At 66.2% G+C, this 16049-nt stretch carries 14 protein-coding genes; 12 read left to right on the top strand and 2 right to left on the bottom strand.

Annotation, left to right across the window (positions count from 1 at the left end; all coding sequences use genetic code 11):
- The first annotated feature begins 13 nt into the window (after nucleotides 1-13).
- From denD to ELS24_RS27915, 4 genes are all read left to right on the top strand, one after another.
- Entirely contained in the window at nucleotides 14-991 is a 978-nt protein-coding gene (gene denD / locus ELS24_RS27930; RefSeq protein WP_050445850.1) for a D-erythronate dehydrogenase, read from the top strand.
- A 110-nt stretch (nucleotides 992-1101) separates the two neighbouring features.
- A complete protein-coding gene (ltnD, locus tag ELS24_RS27925; RefSeq protein WP_127185987.1) occupies nucleotides 1102-2010 on the top strand; it encodes an L-threonate dehydrogenase in 909 nt (302 codons plus the stop codon).
- On the top strand, nucleotides 2007-3260 hold the full coding sequence (gene otnK / locus ELS24_RS27920) for a 3-oxo-tetronate kinase (protein WP_127185986.1): 1254 nt from the start codon (nucleotides 2007-2009) through the stop codon (nucleotides 3258-3260). The genes ltnD and otnK overlap by 4 nt, the downstream gene beginning before the upstream one ends.
- A 38-nt stretch (nucleotides 3261-3298) precedes the next feature.
- Nucleotides 3299-4705 (top strand): amino acid permease, encoded by a 1407-nt coding sequence (locus ELS24_RS27915; protein ID WP_127185985.1) that lies wholly within the window; start codon nucleotides 3299-3301, stop codon nucleotides 4703-4705.
- On the opposite strand, the gene ELS24_RS27910 is transcribed toward ELS24_RS27915, so the two are convergent.
- Nucleotides 4686-5393 (bottom strand): FadR/GntR family transcriptional regulator, encoded by a 708-nt coding sequence (locus ELS24_RS27910; RefSeq protein WP_127185984.1) that lies wholly within the window; start codon nucleotides 5391-5393, stop codon nucleotides 4686-4688. The genes ELS24_RS27915 and ELS24_RS27910 overlap by 20 nt on opposite strands.
- Before the next feature lie 102 nt (nucleotides 5394-5495).
- Nucleotides 5496-6392, bottom strand: coding sequence for a LysR substrate-binding domain-containing protein (locus ELS24_RS27905; protein WP_050445855.1), 897 nt, complete (start codon nucleotides 6390-6392; stop codon nucleotides 5496-5498).
- Nucleotides 6393-6538: 146 nt separating this feature from the next.
- On the opposite strand from ELS24_RS27905, the gene ELS24_RS27900 reads away from it, so the two are divergent.
- The 8 genes from ELS24_RS27900 (at nucleotide 6539) to ELS24_RS27865 (ending at nucleotide 15986) form a co-directional block, all read left to right on the top strand.
- Nucleotides 6539-7909 (top strand): MFS transporter, encoded by a 1371-nt coding sequence (locus ELS24_RS27900; protein ID WP_127185983.1) that lies wholly within the window; start codon nucleotides 6539-6541, stop codon nucleotides 7907-7909.
- Nucleotides 7906-9003 (top strand): M14 family metallopeptidase, encoded by a 1098-nt coding sequence (locus tag ELS24_RS27895; RefSeq protein ID WP_127185982.1) that lies wholly within the window; start codon nucleotides 7906-7908, stop codon nucleotides 9001-9003. Before ELS24_RS27900 ends, ELS24_RS27895 begins: the two co-directional genes overlap by 4 nt.
- Before the next feature lie 262 nt (nucleotides 9004-9265).
- Nucleotides 9266-10129, top strand: coding sequence for an ABC transporter permease (locus tag ELS24_RS27890; protein WP_230695578.1), 864 nt, complete (start codon nucleotides 9266-9268; stop codon nucleotides 10127-10129).
- Nucleotides 10130-10133: 4 nt separating this feature from the next.
- On the top strand, nucleotides 10134-11180 hold the full coding sequence (locus ELS24_RS27885; protein WP_127185981.1) for an ABC transporter ATP-binding protein: 1047 nt from the start codon (nucleotides 10134-10136) through the stop codon (nucleotides 11178-11180).
- 8 nt (nucleotides 11181-11188) lie between these two features.
- Nucleotides 11189-12070 carry an ABC transporter permease gene (locus tag ELS24_RS27880; RefSeq protein ID WP_050445859.1) on the top strand — a complete coding sequence of 294 codons (882 nt, stop codon included), beginning with the start codon at nucleotides 11189-11191 and terminating at the stop codon, nucleotides 12068-12070.
- Between the two features lie 25 nt (nucleotides 12071-12095).
- On the top strand, nucleotides 12096-13343 hold the full coding sequence (locus ELS24_RS27875; RefSeq protein WP_050445860.1) for a metal-dependent hydrolase family protein: 1248 nt from the start codon (nucleotides 12096-12098) through the stop codon (nucleotides 13341-13343).
- A 5-nt stretch (nucleotides 13344-13348) separates the two neighbouring features.
- A complete protein-coding gene (locus ELS24_RS27870) occupies nucleotides 13349-15007 on the top strand; it encodes an amidohydrolase family protein (protein WP_127185980.1) in 1659 nt (552 codons plus the stop codon).
- A 1-nt stretch (nucleotide 15008) separates the two neighbouring features.
- Entirely contained in the window at nucleotides 15009-15986 is a 978-nt protein-coding gene (locus tag ELS24_RS27865) for a CobW family GTP-binding protein (RefSeq protein WP_127185979.1), read from the top strand.
- The last annotated feature ends 63 nt before the right edge of the window (nucleotides 15987-16049 follow it).

The raw sequence follows: 16049 nt of genomic DNA, 5'->3' as shown, positions 1-16049 counted from the left end.
CGAGCACCCCACCATGAACATCCTGATTACCGGCGGCGCCGGATTCCTGGGCCAGCGGCTGGCTCGCAAACTGCTGGAGCAGGGCACGCTGACGCTGGACGCCAACGGCCCGCAAGCCATCACACGCATCGACCTGCTGGACGTCGTCAAGACCGACGCCTTCACCGCTGACCCGCGCGTGCATACGCGGGTGGGCGACATCGCCGACCCCGATGTGCTGCGCGCAGCCATCGACACCGATACCCGCGCCATCTTCCATCTGGCCGCCATCGTCAGCGGACAGGCCGAAGCGGATTTCGATCTGGGCATGCGCATCAACCTGGATGCCTCACGCGCCTTGCTGGACGTGTGCCGCGCGCTGGGCCACCAGCCGCGCGTGATCTTCACCAGTTCGGTGGCGGTCTACGGCGGCGACTTGCCCGACACCGTGCGCGACGACACCGCCTTGAACCCGCAATCGTCCTACGGCACGCAGAAGGCCATTGCCGAACTGCTGCTGGCCGACTACACGCGGCGCGGCTTTGTGGACGGGCGCGTGCTGCGCCTGCCCACCATCAGCGTGCGCCCCGGCCGGCCCAACGCGGCTGCCTCGTCGTTCGCCAGCGGCATCATCCGCGAACCGCTCAACGGCGAAACCGCCGTGTGTCCGGTTGGCCCCGACACGCGCCTGTGGCTGCTGTCGCCGCGCGGCGCCATTCAGGCCTTGATTGCCGGCTGCGAATTACCCGCGGATGCCGTGGCCGACCGCGCGCCGATCAATCTGCCGGGCGTGTCGGTGACGGTGGCCGACATGGAACAGGCGCTGCGCGAGGTTGCGGGCGACGCCGTGGCAGACCGCATCACCTGGCGGCCGGACGACAAGGTCGAGCGCATCGTGGGAAGTTGGCCCGGCCGCTGGGACACCACGCGCGCCAACCGATTGGGCCTGGCGGGCGACAAGAGCTTTGCCGACATCATCCGCGCCTACCTGGCCGACGACCTGCCGCGTTGACGCGCGGCGCGACGCCTCTGCATCGACACGCCGCATCGACACGCCGTTTCGCCATTGCGTACCGATACTTTCCTATCGCCACTCCCATCGACATTCCGGACCCTATCGCCATGAGCCATCCGCAACCCACCCCCCGCCGCGTTGGCGTCATCGGCCTGGGCGCCATGGGCGCGGGCATCGCCCAGAGCCTGCGCCGCGCCGGCCACGATGTGCACGTCCATGACATCCGCCCCGAGGCCGCCGCCGCCTTCGCCGAGCAAGGCGGTGTGGCCTGCGCCACCTTGGCCGACATGGCCGCCGCCTGCGACATCGTGGTGAGCGTGGTCGTCAACGCGCAGCAGACCGAGGCCGTGCTGTATGGCAGCGGCGGTATCGCCGCCGCCCTGCGCCCCGGCGCGGTGTTCGTGATGTGTTCCACCGTGGACCCCAACTGGTCCATCGCGCTGGAAGCCCGCCTGGCCGAGCAGGGCGTGCTGTACCTGGATGCACCGATCTCGGGCGGCGCGGCCAAGGCCGCCGCCGGCCAGATGACGATGATGACGGCGGGCAGCGCGGCGGCCTATGCCGCCTGCGGCGCGGTGCTGGAATCCATGGCGGGCAAGGTCTACCGGCTGGGTGACCGCGCGGGCGCGGGCAGCAAGGTCAAGATCATCAACCAACTGCTGGCCGGCGTACACATCGCCGTGGCCGCCGAAGCCATGGCGCTGGGCCTGCGTGAAGGCGTGGACGCGGACGCGCTGTACGAGGTCATCACGCATAGCGCCGGCAATAGCTGGATGTTCGAGAACCGCATGCCCCATGTGTTGGCGGCCGACTACACACCCTTGTCGGCCGTGGATATTTTTGTGAAGGACCTGGGGCTGGTGCTGGATACCGCGCGGCACAGCAAGTTTCCGTTGCCGCTAGCGTCCACCGCGCATCAGATGTTCATGCAGGCGTCCACGGCCGGGCATGGGCGCGAAGACGACAGCGCCGTCATCAAGATTTTTCCGGGCATCAATTTGCCGGAGGCCAAATGACCATCAAACTGGGCTGTATTGCCGACGACTTCACGGGCGCCACCGACCTGGCCAACAACCTGGTGCGCGCGGGCATGCGCACCGTGCAAACCATAGGCGTGCCGGGCGAGCCCCTGCGCGCCGACGCGGATGCCGTGGTGGTGGCATTGAAAACGCGAACGCTGCCCGTGGATGACGCCGTGGCGCAGTCCGTGGCTGCATTGCAATGGTTGCAGCAGCAAGGCGCCGAGCAGATCTACTTCAAATACTGCTCCACCTTCGACAGCACGCCGGCCGGCAATATCGGCCCGGTCACCGATGCCTTGATGACGCGGCTGGGCACGCGCTTCACCATCGCCACCCCCGCCTTTCCCGACAACAAGCGCACCGTCTTCAAGGGCTACCTTTTTGCGGGCGATGTGTTGCTGAACGAATCGGGCATGCAACATCATCCGCTGACGCCGATGACCGACCCGAACCTTGTGCGCGTGTTGCAGGCGCAGACCGCGCGCAAGGTCGGGCTGATCGACTACAGCGTGGTGGCCTTGGGGCCCGACGCGATTCTTGCGCGCATGCAGGCCCTGAAAGACGAGGGCGTGGAGATCGCGATTGTGGACGCGGTGTCCAACGACGACCTGCTGCGGCTGGGCCCGGCGCTGCGCGGCATGCCGCTGGTGACGGCGGGTTCTGGTGTGGCGATTGGCCTGCCGGGCAACTGGGGCCTGACGCCCGCCAGCGCCGCCAGCCAGGCGCGCGCGCCCGGTTTGCAGGCCGTGGTGGCGGGTAGCTGCTCCAGCGCCACCAATGCGCAGGTGGCGGCCTTTATTGACGCAGGCCGGCCAGCGCTGGCGCTGGACCCTTTGCGGCTGGCTTCTGAAGAAGACGTCGTGGCACAGGTGTTGGATTGGGCCGAGCCGCGCATGCAGGATGGCCCGGTGCTGGTCTATTCCACGGCGCAACCCGACGCGGTCAAGGCGGCGCAGGGCGCGCTGGGCGCGGAGCGTGCGGGCGCCATGATCGAAGCGGCCTTGGCGCGCATTGCGGTCGGGCTGGTCGAACGCGGTGTGCGCCAATTGATTGTTGCGGGCGGAGAAACCTCGGGCGCGGTGGTGCAGGCGCTGGGCTTGCAACAGATGGCCATCGGCGAGCAGATCGACCCGGGCGTGCCGTGGTGCGCCGGCTACACGCCGGTGGCCGACGCCGAGCTCAGCATCGCGCTGAAGTCCGGCAACTTCGGCACGCGGGACTTCTTCACCAAGGCATTCGGCTGACGCCGCAAATCGAAACAGCAACAGACAGGAGCAGGGCATTGGCCAGCAAACAAAACACCGAGCTCAAGGGTGGCTTGAAGTCGCGCCATCTGACGATGATGTCGATCGCCGGGGTCATCGGGGCGGCGTTGTTCGTCGGGTCCGGCAAGCAGATCGCGCTGGCGGGGCCGGCCGTCATCCTGGCCTATCTGGGCGGCGGCATCCTGGTCATTCTGGCCATGCGCATGCTGGGCGAAATGGCGGTGGCGCAGCCCGACACCGGGTCGTTTTCCACCTACGCCGACCGCGCCATCGGGCGCTGGGCGGGCTTCACCATCGGCTGGCTGTACTGGTACTTCTGGGCCTTGCTGATGGGCTGGGAAGCCTATGTGGCCGGGCAGATTCTGCACGGATGGTTTCCGATGGTGCCGGACTGGGGCTATGCGCTCTTCATCACCGTGGCGCTCATCGTCGTCAACTTCATGAACGTGCGCAACTACGGTGAATTCGAATTCTGGTTCGCGCTGATCAAGGTGATTGCCATCGTGGCGTTCCTGATCATCGGCAGCCTGGCGGTGGTGCATCTGTGGCCCTGGGGCGAAGCGCGCGGCGTGTCGCAGTTGACGGCGCAGGGCTTCATGCCCAATGGCATCAAGTCGGTGGTGGTGGCCATGCTGGGCGTGATGTTCGCCTTCATCGGCGCGGAAATCGTCACGGTGGCCGCCGCCGAATCGGCCGACCCCGCGCGTGAAATCATCAAGACCACGCGTTCGGTGGTGTGGCGGATCTGCCTGTTCTACGTGGGGTCCATCTTCATCATCGTCTGCCTGGTGCCCTACAACGACCCGTTGCTGTCGCAGCCCACGCATGGCAGCTACAACGTGGCGCTCAGCAGGCTGGGCGTGCCGTACGCGCAGGCCATCGTCAACTTCATCGTGCTGACGTCCGTGTGCAGTTGCTTCAATTCGGCCTTGTACACGGCATCGCGCATGCTGTATTCGCTGTCACGGCGGGGCGACGCGCATCGCATCATGCAAGTGACCGGCCGCCGCACCGGCACGCCGTATGTGGGCGTGCTGATTTCCAGCGCGTTCGCGTTCGTGGCGGTCTGGATGATGGCCACGTCCAAGATGGATCTGTACGACGTGCTGATGCAGGCCACCGGCACCATCGCGCTGTTCGTGTACCTGGCCATTGCGCTGTCGCAGTTGCGCATGCGCTATCGGCTGCAAGCGCAGGGCGTTGAGCTGAGGTTCAAGATGTGGCTGTTTCCGTGGCTGACCTATGCGGTCATCGTGTGCATCATCGCCGCGCTGATCACGATGGTGGTGGAAGGCACTTACCGCAACGAAGTCGCCTACACGTCTTTGCTGGCGGGGGGTATCGTGCTGATGGGCCTGGCCGCGCAGCGCTGGGACATCGGCACCCGCCGGCGGCGCGAGCTGCTCAGCGGTGCGCCCGGCTAAGCCGCTTGGCCGCGTTCACCATGTGGATGCGCGCTGCCTCGCGCGCGCCTTCCACGTCTTGCTGGCGGATGGCTTCGACGATGGCAACGTGTTCGTGCAGCACATCGCGCATCAGGTCGGCATGGCGGGCTTCGTTGCCGCGCGTCACGCGGGTGGCGGCTTCCAGGAATTGGCTGACGAACGCCAGCGTGGTCAAGAAGTAGGGGTTGCCCGTGGCGCGCGCGATGCTGCGGTGAAACGCCACGTCTTCCTTCACGCCGTCGCCGCCGTCCGCCACCGCCTGTGAAATCGCGGCCAGCGCGCGGTCAATCTCGGCCATGTCGCGCTTCTTGCGCACCGCCGCGGCCTGGGCGGCGATTTCGGTTTCCAGCGCGCGGCGCAAATCCACAATGTGCAGCACCGCGTCCAGTGAACTGAGTTCGGTGGCGTCGATGCGCAAGGCTCGGTTGCCGCCAAGGCCGGTCACGTAGACGCCGCTGCCTTGCCGCGCTTCCACGATACCGTCCTGCCGCAGCCGCGACACGGCTTCGCGGATCACGGTGCGGCTCACGCCAAACTGCTCGGCCAGCGCGGCTTCGGTGGGCAGCTTTTCGCCCGGCAGCACGCGGCCGTCGTCGATTTCGGCGAGCAGGCGCTTGGTGACCGTGTCGGTCAACGTGGGCGGGGACGGAAGGCGGGGGAACACCATGGATGTTGACTGCGGGGGTGGGGGCGATCAGTGAGGTTTGCCGGCCGGTTTTCAAGGCCGTCGGCAGGCCCGGCGCCCATGATAACCGGTCGTCCGCCCGGGCTAGCGCGAGGATCTGGCATGGGCGTCGAGCAGGCAGTCGATGAAGCACTGCGCGGCGGGGGTAGGCGGGGAATCAGCCCGGGTCAGAATGGACACGCGCGCGGCCGGCAGCTCGTGGGACAAGGGCACCATGCGCAGGTCGCGCGGCAGCAGCCGGTGGTCAAACAGATTGCGCACGAAGATGCCCAGCGCGTCGCTGTCGGCAATGATGGCCAGTGCCACCGCGATCGACTGGCACGGAATCACATCACTCGGCGCGGGCAGCTTGTGCGCCGCGAAGGCCAGCCGCAGCAGGTTGGCGGGCGCCTGGATGTTGCCGGGCAACAGCCACAGCGCGTCGTGCAGGTCAGCCAGCGTGCGCGCGTGGCGCAAGGGGTTGCCCGCGCGCGCGCCCACCGCCAGCGGCAGCGTGAAAAGCGTGGTGCGGGCAAAGCCGTCGTCGATCTCGCCGTCGTACTCGGTTTGCACCAGAAAGTCGTAGCGGCCGGATTCCAATTGCTCGTGGCTGAAGGGCGGCGCCACTTCATTGAAGGCCACGGCCACGCGCGGCATGCGCGCCCGAAACGCCGCCAGCGCGGCGGGCAGCACCGTCAAGGCGGCCGAACTGATGGCCAGGTTCAAGGAACCCCCTTCACCGTCGCGCATCTGCCCGATCTCTTCCTGCGCGCGCCGTGCCTCTTGCAGGATCACCACCGCGCGCTTGTACAGCGCCGCGCCGTAAGGCGTGAGTTCGACGCCGCGCGCGCTGCGCCGCACCAGTTCGGCGCCCACGCTTTGCTCAAGCTCACGCAGGCTGCGCGTGGCGGCGGGTTGCGTCACGAACAGGGCGCGCGCGGCCGCGCGGATGCTGCCGTGTTCGGCAATCAGGACGAAGGCGCGCAATTGGCGAAGGTTCATGGGGCAGGGCTATAACAAAAAGGTTTCACTGAAACAAAAATACTGTCTTTTCCTTATCGTGCGCCATCCGTATATTCACGCGGATGGGGCGGGCCAGGGGCCGCGTGGTCCGCGCACCGCCTCGCAACGGACATCAAGGGGAAAACATGTCTATCGCCATCGCCGCCGCATCCGGCCGGCAGCAGCCTTTGCATTCGTCGACGATGCGCCGGCGCGTGATCGCCGGCACCACCATCGGCAACGCGCTGGAGTTCTTCGACTTCACCGTCTTCACGTTTCTGATGCTGGTCATTGGTCCGCTGTTCTTTCCGGCGGCCTCCAGCTATGGCCAGTTACTGCTCACCACCGCCACCTTTGGCGTGGGCTTTCTGATGCGGCCGGTGGGCGGCATGCTGATCGGTTCCTACGCCGACCGCCACGGTCGCCGCGCCGCCATGACGCTGACGCTGTGGCTGATGGGCCTGGGCTGCGCGCTGATCGCCGCCGCGCCCACCTATGCGCAGATGGGCGTGGCCGGCCCGGTGCTGATGGTGTTGGCGCGCTTGATTCAGGGCTTCGCCGCGGGTGGCGAGGTTGGCGCGTCGACCACGCTGCTGGTGGAACACGCGCCCGCCGACAAGCGTGGCTTTTATTCAAGCTGGCAGTTCGGCAGCCAGTCGCTGGGGGTGATGCTGGGCGCGCTGACGGTGGCGCTGCTGACGGCCACGCTCAGCCAGGAACAGATGCAAGCCTGGGGCTGGCGCGTGCCGTTCGTGATCGGCATCCTGACCGTGCCGGTGGGGGCCTACATCCGCCGCAACCTGGAAGAAACCTTGGAGCCCGCGTCGGCCTCCGCGCGGGAACCCATGCCGGCATCCACGCATGCGCCCGAGGCCGCGCCCCAGGCGCGCACCCACCAGCCGCTGCGCCGCGTCTTCACCGAACACAAGGCGCTGGTCGTCAAAGGCATCCTGCTGGTGATCGGCGGCATGGTGTGCGCGCAGATCATCGGCTTCTACATGCCGGCCTACGCCAACAAGGAATTGGGGCTGCCTGCCACGTCCACGCTGTTCGCCAGCGTGGTGCTGGGCGCCATCGGCTTTGTGATCGCGCCCTTTGTCGGCATGCTGGCTGACCGGGTGGGCCGCAAGAAGGTCATCTTCTGGTCGCGCGCGGCCACGGTGTGCGCCTTGCTGCCCTGCTTTCAGTGGCTGGTGTCCGCGCCCAGCACGGCGCGGCTGATGACGGTGATTGCGCTGCTGGCCGTGTTGCTGGCCTTGCAGACGGCGCCGGTCATCACGATGCTGCCCGAGCTGTTTCCGAAGGCGGTGCGCACCACCGGCATGTCTGTCGTGTATGGTCTGGGCATCTCGGTTTTTGGCGGCTTTGCGCAGTTCTTCGTGACCTGGCTGCTGCACGTCACCGGCAACCCCATGGCGCCCGCCTGGTACTTGATGGTGACCGTGACGCTTTCCACCGTGGTGCTGTTCTGGATACAGGACCGCACCGGCCATGCAATCGACACTCAGGAGGCATGATGCCCAGCAGTACCAGCTACTTTCCCCGCAGCTACGCGGAATCGCGCGAACGATTCCTGGCTGACGCCGAGCGCCTGGGCGCCGCCGTCGCGTCCTACCCGATCGAGGCGCGCGGCAGCGAGGGCGAGGCCTTGGCTACCGACGTGGCGCTGATCGGCGCGCCCAATGCGCAACGCCTGTTGGTCATGACGTCCGCCACGCATGGCGTCGAAGGCTTTTGCGGCGCGGGCTGCCAGTTTGCCTTGATGGACGACGCGCCGATGTTGAAACGCGCGCGTCAGGCGGGCGTGGCCCTGCTGCTGGTGCACGCGGTGAACCCCCACGGTTATTCGTGGATGGCGCGCACCGACGAAGGCAACGTCGATTTGAACCGTAACGTGCAGCCTTTTGATGGCACGCCGCTGCCCGCGAACCCGGGCTACGGCGCGCTGCATCCGCTGCTGCTGCCGGCGCAATGGCCGCCGTCGGAAGACAACCAGCGCGACGTCGCCCGCTATGTGGCCGAACATGGGCAGGCCGCGTTCGCGCAAGCCGTGTCGCGCGGCCAGTACACCCATGCCGATGGTCTGTTCTACGGCGGCGCCGCGCCCGCCGCATCGCGCGAAAACCTGCGTCGCATCCTGGAAACCCATGCCAGCGCCTACGCGCATATCGGCTGGATCGACGTGCATACCGGCCTGGGGCCGCGCGGCCACGGAGAAAAAATCTACGCCGGCCGCCGCGATGACGCCGAAGTGGCGCGCGCGCGCCAATGGTGGGGCCTGGACATCGCGGTGCCGTTTCAGGGCACGTCGGCATCGGTGGACATTACCGGCCACCTGGCCAGCCTGATCTACCAGGCCTGCCCGCAGTCTTCCCCCACGCTGATGGCGCTGGAATACGGCACCGTGCCGTTCGACGACGTGGTGCTGGCGCTGCGCGGCCGCAACTGGCTGCGGGCCAACCCCGATGCGCCCGCCGCGCTGCGCCGCGACATCCTGCAAGCCACGCAAGACGCGTTCTATTGCCACGCCTACGACTGGCACGGCATGGTGCTGGGCCAAAGCCGCGTGGCCGTGCTGCAAGCGCTATGCGGGCTTGAAGCCGCGCATTGACCCCCAGGCGCGCGTCTAGCGCCGCCATCCTGAACGTAAACCCCGGGTGCAACCTGCTGCCGTCAAAACGTCGCGGCGGGTTGCACCCGCGCGTTTGCACCGCGCTACGGAATTACCCGCGTGGCATGCACCACGTTGGGTAATCCCTAGTTGAAGCGCGCAGCAACCCGTCGATATGCTTCGGTTAACCGAAGGAACCAAAGAGTTCCAAACGGAGGAGTTTGAAACCGAGCCGGCACCTCGCTGACAAGGAACACAGGATTTGCATAGCGCGCCTCCCCTGAACTCGGCCGCCACTGCCGCCCAAGCCACGCCCATACGCGTGATTCCCTGGGCAACATGGCTGCACCGGGTCTTCGTCGTATTGATGTATGCGTTCATGCTCTGCCCCATCGTGCTGGTGGTCTGGTTGAGCTTCTTCAAGGACGCCATTCTTTACTTTCCCCCATCCGGCTACACGCTGTCCTGGTACGTGAAAGCGTGGGACAACCCCGCGTTCGCCAACGGCTTCCTGTTCAGCCTGCAAGTGTCGCTGGTGGCCGCCGCCATCGGCGTGGTGATGGGCGTGCTGGCCGCCGTCGGCATTGCGCGTTACCGCTTCCAGGGCAGCAAGGGCGTCAACACCTTGCTGCTGTCGCCCTTGCTGATACCCGGCATCGTGGCGGGCGTGGGCATCTACCTGTTTTATCTGCGCGCTGAAGAAGTGCTGGACCAGGACATCGTCGGCACCTTCGGCGGCCTGATCATTGCGCACGTCTGCCTGACGATTCCGTGGACGGTGCGTTTGGTGACGGCGGGCATGGCCGGGCTGGATGGCTCCATCGAGGAAGCCGCGCGCAATCTGGGCGCCAGCGCACCCAAGGCCTTCATGCGCGTGACGCTGCCCATGCTGCGCCCGTCCATCGTGGCGGCCGCGCTGTTCAGCTTCGTGGTGTCTTTTGAAAACCTGGAACTGTCGCTCTCGCTGGTGGGGCCGGGCCGCACCACGCTGCCGATCGCCATCATGCAGTACTTGGAATTCAATCTGGACCCGACCATCGCTTCGGTGGCTTCGGTGCAAATCTTGCTGTTGGGCATCATCATGCTTGTGACCGACCGCTATGTGAAACTCAGTCAGGTGGTGTAAGAAAATGGCGAAGGTCTCAATCGAGAATGTCCGCAAGCAATTCGGTGCGGCGGTAGCGGTTTCCGATTTTTCACTGGAAATCGCGGAAGGCGAACTGGTCACGTTCCTGGGCCCCAGCGGCTGCGGCAAGACAACCACGCTGCGCATGATTGCCGGCTTCATCACACCCACCGCCGGCCGCATCCTGATCGGCGACACCGACGTGACCCGGCTGCCGGTACACAAGCGCGACACCGGCATGGTGTTCCAGCGCTATGCGCTGTTTCCGCACATGACGGTGGCCGAAAACGTGGCGTTCGGGCTGGAGATGCACAAGGTGCCCAAGGCCGAGCGCGATGCCAAGATCCGCCGCGTGCTCGACATGGTGCGCATGACCGAACTGCGTGATCGCTATCCGCGCCAGTTGTCGGGCGGCCAGCAGCAACGCGTGGCCATTGCACGCGCGCTGGCCATCGAACCCAAGGTGTTCTTGCTGGACGAACCCCTGTCCAACCTGGACGCCAAGCTGCGGCTGGAAGTGCGTGAAGAAATCCGTTCCTTGCAGCAGCGTCTGGGGCTGACCACCGTGTTCGTCACGCACGACCAGGAAGAAGCCCTGGCGATTGCCGACCGCATGGCCATCATGCATGACGGCATCGTGCAGCAAGTGGGCGCGCCCGATACCTTGTACGAACACCCCGCCAATCTTTTCGTGGCCGACTTCCTGGGCAAGATGAACGTGTTTACTGGCCGTGGCCAGGCCGATAACCAGTTCCATACCGACGCGGGCCAGCGTATCACCACGCCGGGCGGGGCAGGGGCCACGCATGTGGGTGTGCGGCCCGAGCGCGTGCGGCTGGCTGAGCAGCCTTCCGGCGGCAACGCCTTGCCGGGTGTGGTGGAGTCGTCGCTGTACCTGGGGTCGGTGCTGGAAGTGCGCGTGCAGCTGGAAGGCGGCAACCGCATGATCAGCCAGGTGGCCAATGGGGGCGCGGGCCGCGCGCAGCCGGCGCCCGGTGCGCGCGTGTACGCGTGCTTCGAGCCCGAAGACTGCGTGGCCTTCACCCAATAGGAGCCGCCATGACAACTGCAACCGTAGACGGGCGTCCCAGCCGCTGGCTGGGGCCGGGGCTGGCCTTTCCGGCATCGCTGGTGGTGCTGGTGATCATCATGGTGCCCATCCTGCAACTGGCGCGCTACAGCTTCAACCAGTTCGACCCGGTCGATCTGATGCAAACCGCCTTCACCTTCGAGAACTACGCCAAGTTCTTTGGCGATGCGTATTACCGCGACATCTTCTTCACCACCTTGTGGGTGGCGGGGCTATGCACGCTGCTTGCGCTGGTGCTGGGCTTTCCGGTGGCGTACTTTCTGGCGCGCACGCAGAGCAAATACAAAAGCCTGTTCGTGATCCTGCTGGTGTTTCCGCTGATGGTGGGCAACGTGGTGCGCGCGGCGGGCTGGATGGTGGCGCTGGGCAATGCGGGCGTGCTGAACGCCACGCTGCAGGGCCTGGGCCTGATCGACAAGCCCATCTCGCTGATGTACACGCCCACGGCGGTCGTCATCGGCACCACGGCCGTTGTCATGCCCTACCTGATCCTGACGCTGCAAAGCGTGCTGGAAGGCATGGACCTGTCGGTGGAAGAAGCCGCGCGCAACGTCGGCGCCAGCTTCTTCACCACGTTTCGCCGCATCGTGCTGCCGATTGCCGCGCCGGGCGTGGCGGCGGGCACGATGCTGGTGTTCATCTTGTGCATGAACGCCTACGCCACGCCGGTGCTGCTGGGCGGTTCCGGCCTGACGATGATGGCGCCCGCGTTGTATGACCAGATCACCCGCGCATCGAACTGGCCGTTCGGCGCCGCGCTGGCCGTCATTCTGGTGTGCGGCACGCTGATCATTGCACTGCTTTCGAACTGGCTGATCCATCGGCGCTACATCAAGACCATGGCGTCTTGAGCCCGAGCCACAACAAGGAAATTTCATGGCATCCGTATTGTTCAAGAACGCGAACCTGCTCGACCCCTTGCTGGCGGACCTGCAGGAAGGCCACCACGTGCTGGTTGAGGATGGCGTCATCAAGGAAGTGTCGGACAAGCCCATCGCGAGCGCGTCGGCGCAGGTGATCGACGCCGCCGGCCGCACGCTGATGCCTGGCCTGATCGACCTGCATGTGCATGTGCTGGCCACGCAACTGAACCTGAGCACGCAAGGCGTGCTGCCCGATGCGCTGGTGATGATGCGCGCCGTGCCCATCATGGCGGCCATGCTGCGCCGGGGCTTCACCACCGTGCGCGATGCGGGCGGCGCGGGCTGGGGCCTGAAGTGCGCCGTCAACGAAGGCACGGTGAAGGGGCCGCGCCTGTTCATTTCGGGCCGCGCCATCAGCCAGACGGGCGGCCACGGCGATCCGCGTCCGCGTTCCGACCACCTGCGCCCGATGAGCTTTTGCGGTTGCTGCTTCCGCGCGGGCGACATCGGCCGCGTGGCCGACGGCATCGACGACGTGCGCAAGGCCGTGCGCCAGGAACTCCAGATGGGCGCCGACCAGATCAAGATGATGGCTTCGGGCGGCGTGGCATCGCCGACTGATCCGATTGCGTCCTACGGCTATTCGGAAGAAGAAATTCGCGTCATCGTTGACGAAGCCGCCAGCCGCCAAACCTATGTGATGGCGCATTCCTACACGGCCGACGCCATCGAACGCGCCATCCGCAACGGCGTGCGCACCATTGAACACGGCAACCTGGTTGACGAGCGCGTGGCGCGCTTCATGGCCGAGAAGGGCGCGTTCGTGGTGCCCACGCTGGTGACGTACGAAGCGCTGGCCAATGAAGGCGCGGACTACGGCCTGCCGCCCGATTCGGTGGCGAAGATTGCCACGGTGCGCACCGCCGGGCTGCATTCGCTGGAGATCTACAAGAAGGCGGGCGTGAAGATCGGCTATGGCTCGGATCTGCTCGGCCCGTCACAGCGCCTGCAAAGCGATGAATTCCGGATTCGCAACGAAGTGCTGTCCGCGCAGGAAGTGATCCAGTGCGCCACCACCACCGCCGCCGAAGTGCTGAACCAGGTCGGCCAGTTGGGCCGCATCCAGGTGGGCGCGCTGGCGGATGTGTTGTTGGTGGACGGCAACCCGTATCGCGACCTGTCCTGCCTGCTGGGCCAGGGCGAGCACATCGACCTCATCATGAAGGAAGGCGTCATCGAACATAACGGGCTGGGGGGGTAAGCACCATGAGCGATCCCACGTTTTCGCAATCGGAAGTTGGTGAGGAATCGCGCGACGTCAATGCCGCCAAGGGCTGGCATCCGCCGTCCGCGCCGGCATCGCGCGATCGCGGGCTGGGGCCATTTCCCCGGCTGATTTTGCGCGGCGCCACCATCATCGACGGCACCGGCGCGCCGCCCTGGGGGCCGGTGGACATCGTGATCGAGAACGACCGCATCACCGCCCTGGTCAACGTGGGCACGCCACACAAGGCCATCGACCCCAAGCGCCGGCCTGGCCCTGGCGACCACGAGATCGATTGCCACGGCAAGTTCGTCACGCCTGGCTTCGTGGACGCGCATGCGCACATCGGCACGCCGTATCACGCCATGAGCGGCATCGTGCCGCCCGCCGACTACATCTACAAGCTGTGGCTGGCGCATGGCGTGACGACCGTGCGCGAGATGGGCGCGATGGGCGGCCTGGGCTGGACGATGGAGCAGCGCGAGCTCTCGGCCGCCAACAAGATCGCCGCGCCGCGCATGGTGGTGCATTCGGTGTTTCCCGCCGTGAACGACCGCGTCAAGACCATCCACACGCCCGAGCAGGGCCGCGAATGGGTGCGCAAGCTGGCCGCGCGCGGCGCGGACGGCATCAAGTTCTTTGGCGCACCGCCCGCCATCATGGAAGCGGCGCTGGACGAGGCCGCGCAACTGGGTCTGCGTTCGGGCTGCCACCACGCGCAGATGGCGGTGACGCGCGTGAATGCGCTGAAGTCCGCGCGCTGGGGCCTGACCAGTTCCGAACACTATTACGGCCTGCCCGAAGCGCTGTTCGAAGACCGCGTCGTGCAGTCCTTTCCCACCGACTACAACTACAGCGACGAGTACTACCGTTTTGCCGTGGCCGGCCAGACCTTCATGCAGGCGGCGCAACCGGGTTCGGCCAAGTGGCGCCAGGTGATGGACCAGTTTCTGGAGCTGGGCCACACCTTCGTGCCCACCTTCAACATCTACGACGCCAACCGCGACCTGATGCGCGCACGCCGCGCCGATTGGCACGACGACTACACCTGGAAGGCGGTGTGGAAATACTTCCAGCCGCAACGCGGCGGGCACGGCGCCTACTGGTATCGCTGGAGCACCACCAACGAGATCGAGTGGAAGCAGAACTACCGTTTGTGGATGCAGTTCATCAACGAATACAAGAACCTGGGCGGCCGCGTGTGCGCGGGCAGCGATTCCGGTTTCATCTTCCAGATCTACGGCTTTGGCTTCGTGCGTGAACTGGAACTGCTGCAGGAAGCAGGCTTTCATCCCATTGAAGTGCTGCGCGCGGCCACCTCGCAAAGCGCCGCGCTGCTGGGCATCGATGAGGACACCGGCTCCATCGACGTGCAAAAGCGCGCCGACCTGCTGATCCACGACCAGAACCCACTGACCGATTTCAAGCTGCTGTTCGGCACCGGCGCCATGCGCTTGAACGACGACACGGCCAAGGTGGAATGGAAGCGCTGCCTGCAAACCACCATCAAGTCCGGCGTGGTGTATGACACCGCCGAACTGCTGGCGGACGTGCGCAAGATGGTCAAGGACAGCTGGGCGGAAGACCCCGATGGCGAGCGCCCGCCGTTTGGTGGATCGCCCGCGGGCTCGCCTTGCGATAGCGCGGATCAGGCGTCCTGACATGGCCGTCGACCTGTTCCTGTTGTGCGGGTTCCTGGGCAGCGGCAAGACCACGCTGCTGGTGGATTACCTGCGCGATCCGGCCTCCCGCGATACGGGCGTGATCGTCAACGAGGCGGGGGAAATCGGCGTGGACGGCGCCATTGTGGCCAACGACAGCGACAACGTGCCGATGACGCTGATGGCCAATGGCTGCGTGTGCTGCTCGTTGCGCAGCGACCTGGTCTACACCTTGAGCGCACTGCTGGACGCGCCGCGCCCCGAGGGCGAAGGCCCCTTGCAGCGCGTGATCCTGGAATGCAGCGGCTTGTCTCGGCCCGGCCCCATCATCGCGTCGCTGGCCGATCCTGAACTGGCCAGCCGTGGCCTGCGGCTGACTGTGGTCTGCACCGACGATTGCGCGCGCGACCCCGATGCATTGGCAGAGATGGACGAAGCCATGGCGCAGTTCGGCGCCGCGCACCGCATCGTGTTGACCAAGACCGACCTGCTGCCGGCATCCGCGCTGGATGCCCGCGCCGCGCGCGCCGCCGTGTTGAATCCGCTAGCGGACGTGATCGCCGAACCCGACCGCCGCCGTGCCGTGCAGGCCGCATTCGCGCCGTCGCAAGGCGTGGCCGACCTGGCGGGTCTGGCCGCGCGGATGTTGGCGGCAAGCAAGCCCGGTTTGGCGCACCCGCGCATCCGCGTCATGGCCGCGCGGGCGCGCGAGGGCATCAGCTGGACCGATTTTTCAGAATGGCTGGATAACCTGGCGGGCTTGTGCGGCGAACGTTTGCTGCGCGTGAAGGCAGTGGTGCGCGTGGCCGACTGCGCCGAACCCATCCTGATCCAGTCCGTGGGCACGACCTTCAGCGCGCCGCAACGGCTGAGGCGCCAACCCGACGCCAGCGCCGCCATCATCGTGATCGCGCGCGACATCGATGCGGATGACATCCGCACCTTGGCGCCCGATGCGTCGGTGGAAATGCTGGCCTGAACGTATGCAAGAACCCTGGCTGCGCGGCCGGGTACCGCCGCACCGCGCAGCCGCACCGTAGCA

This window comes from Achromobacter spanius (genome assembly GCF_003994415.1).
Taxonomy (GTDB): domain Bacteria; phylum Pseudomonadota; class Gammaproteobacteria; order Burkholderiales; family Burkholderiaceae_B; genus Achromobacter; species Achromobacter spanius_C.
Note: the sequence above shows the minus strand (reverse complement) of the source record. Positions and strands in the feature narration are given on the sequence as shown.

Coding starts and splice junctions, on each gene's coding strand:
- otnK (WP_127185986.1), top strand. CDS start 2,007: ATGACCATCAAACTGGGCTGTATTGCCGACGACTTCACGGGCGCCACC.
- ELS24_RS27870 (WP_127185980.1), top strand. CDS start 13,349: ATGAGCGATCCCACGTTTTCGCAATCGGAAGTTGGTGAGGAATCGCGC.
- ELS24_RS27910 (WP_127185984.1), bottom strand. CDS start 5,393: ATGGTGTTCCCCCGCCTTCCGTCCCCGCCCACGTTGACCGACACGGTC.
- ELS24_RS27880 (WP_050445859.1), top strand. CDS start 11,189: ATGACAACTGCAACCGTAGACGGGCGTCCCAGCCGCTGGCTGGGGCCG.
- ltnD (WP_127185987.1), top strand. CDS start 1,102: ATGAGCCATCCGCAACCCACCCCCCGCCGCGTTGGCGTCATCGGCCTG.
- ELS24_RS27875 (WP_050445860.1), top strand. CDS start 12,096: ATGGCATCCGTATTGTTCAAGAACGCGAACCTGCTCGACCCCTTGCTG.
- ELS24_RS27895 (WP_127185982.1), top strand. CDS start 7,906: ATGATGCCCAGCAGTACCAGCTACTTTCCCCGCAGCTACGCGGAATCG.
- denD (WP_050445850.1), top strand. CDS start 14: ATGAACATCCTGATTACCGGCGGCGCCGGATTCCTGGGCCAGCGGCTG.
- ELS24_RS27865 (WP_127185979.1), top strand. CDS start 15,009: ATGGCCGTCGACCTGTTCCTGTTGTGCGGGTTCCTGGGCAGCGGCAAG.
- ELS24_RS27885 (WP_127185981.1), top strand. CDS start 10,134: ATGGCGAAGGTCTCAATCGAGAATGTCCGCAAGCAATTCGGTGCGGCG.
- ELS24_RS27900 (WP_127185983.1), top strand. CDS start 6,539: ATGTCTATCGCCATCGCCGCCGCATCCGGCCGGCAGCAGCCTTTGCAT.
- ELS24_RS27905 (WP_050445855.1), bottom strand. CDS start 6,392: ATGAACCTTCGCCAATTGCGCGCCTTCGTCCTGATTGCCGAACACGGC.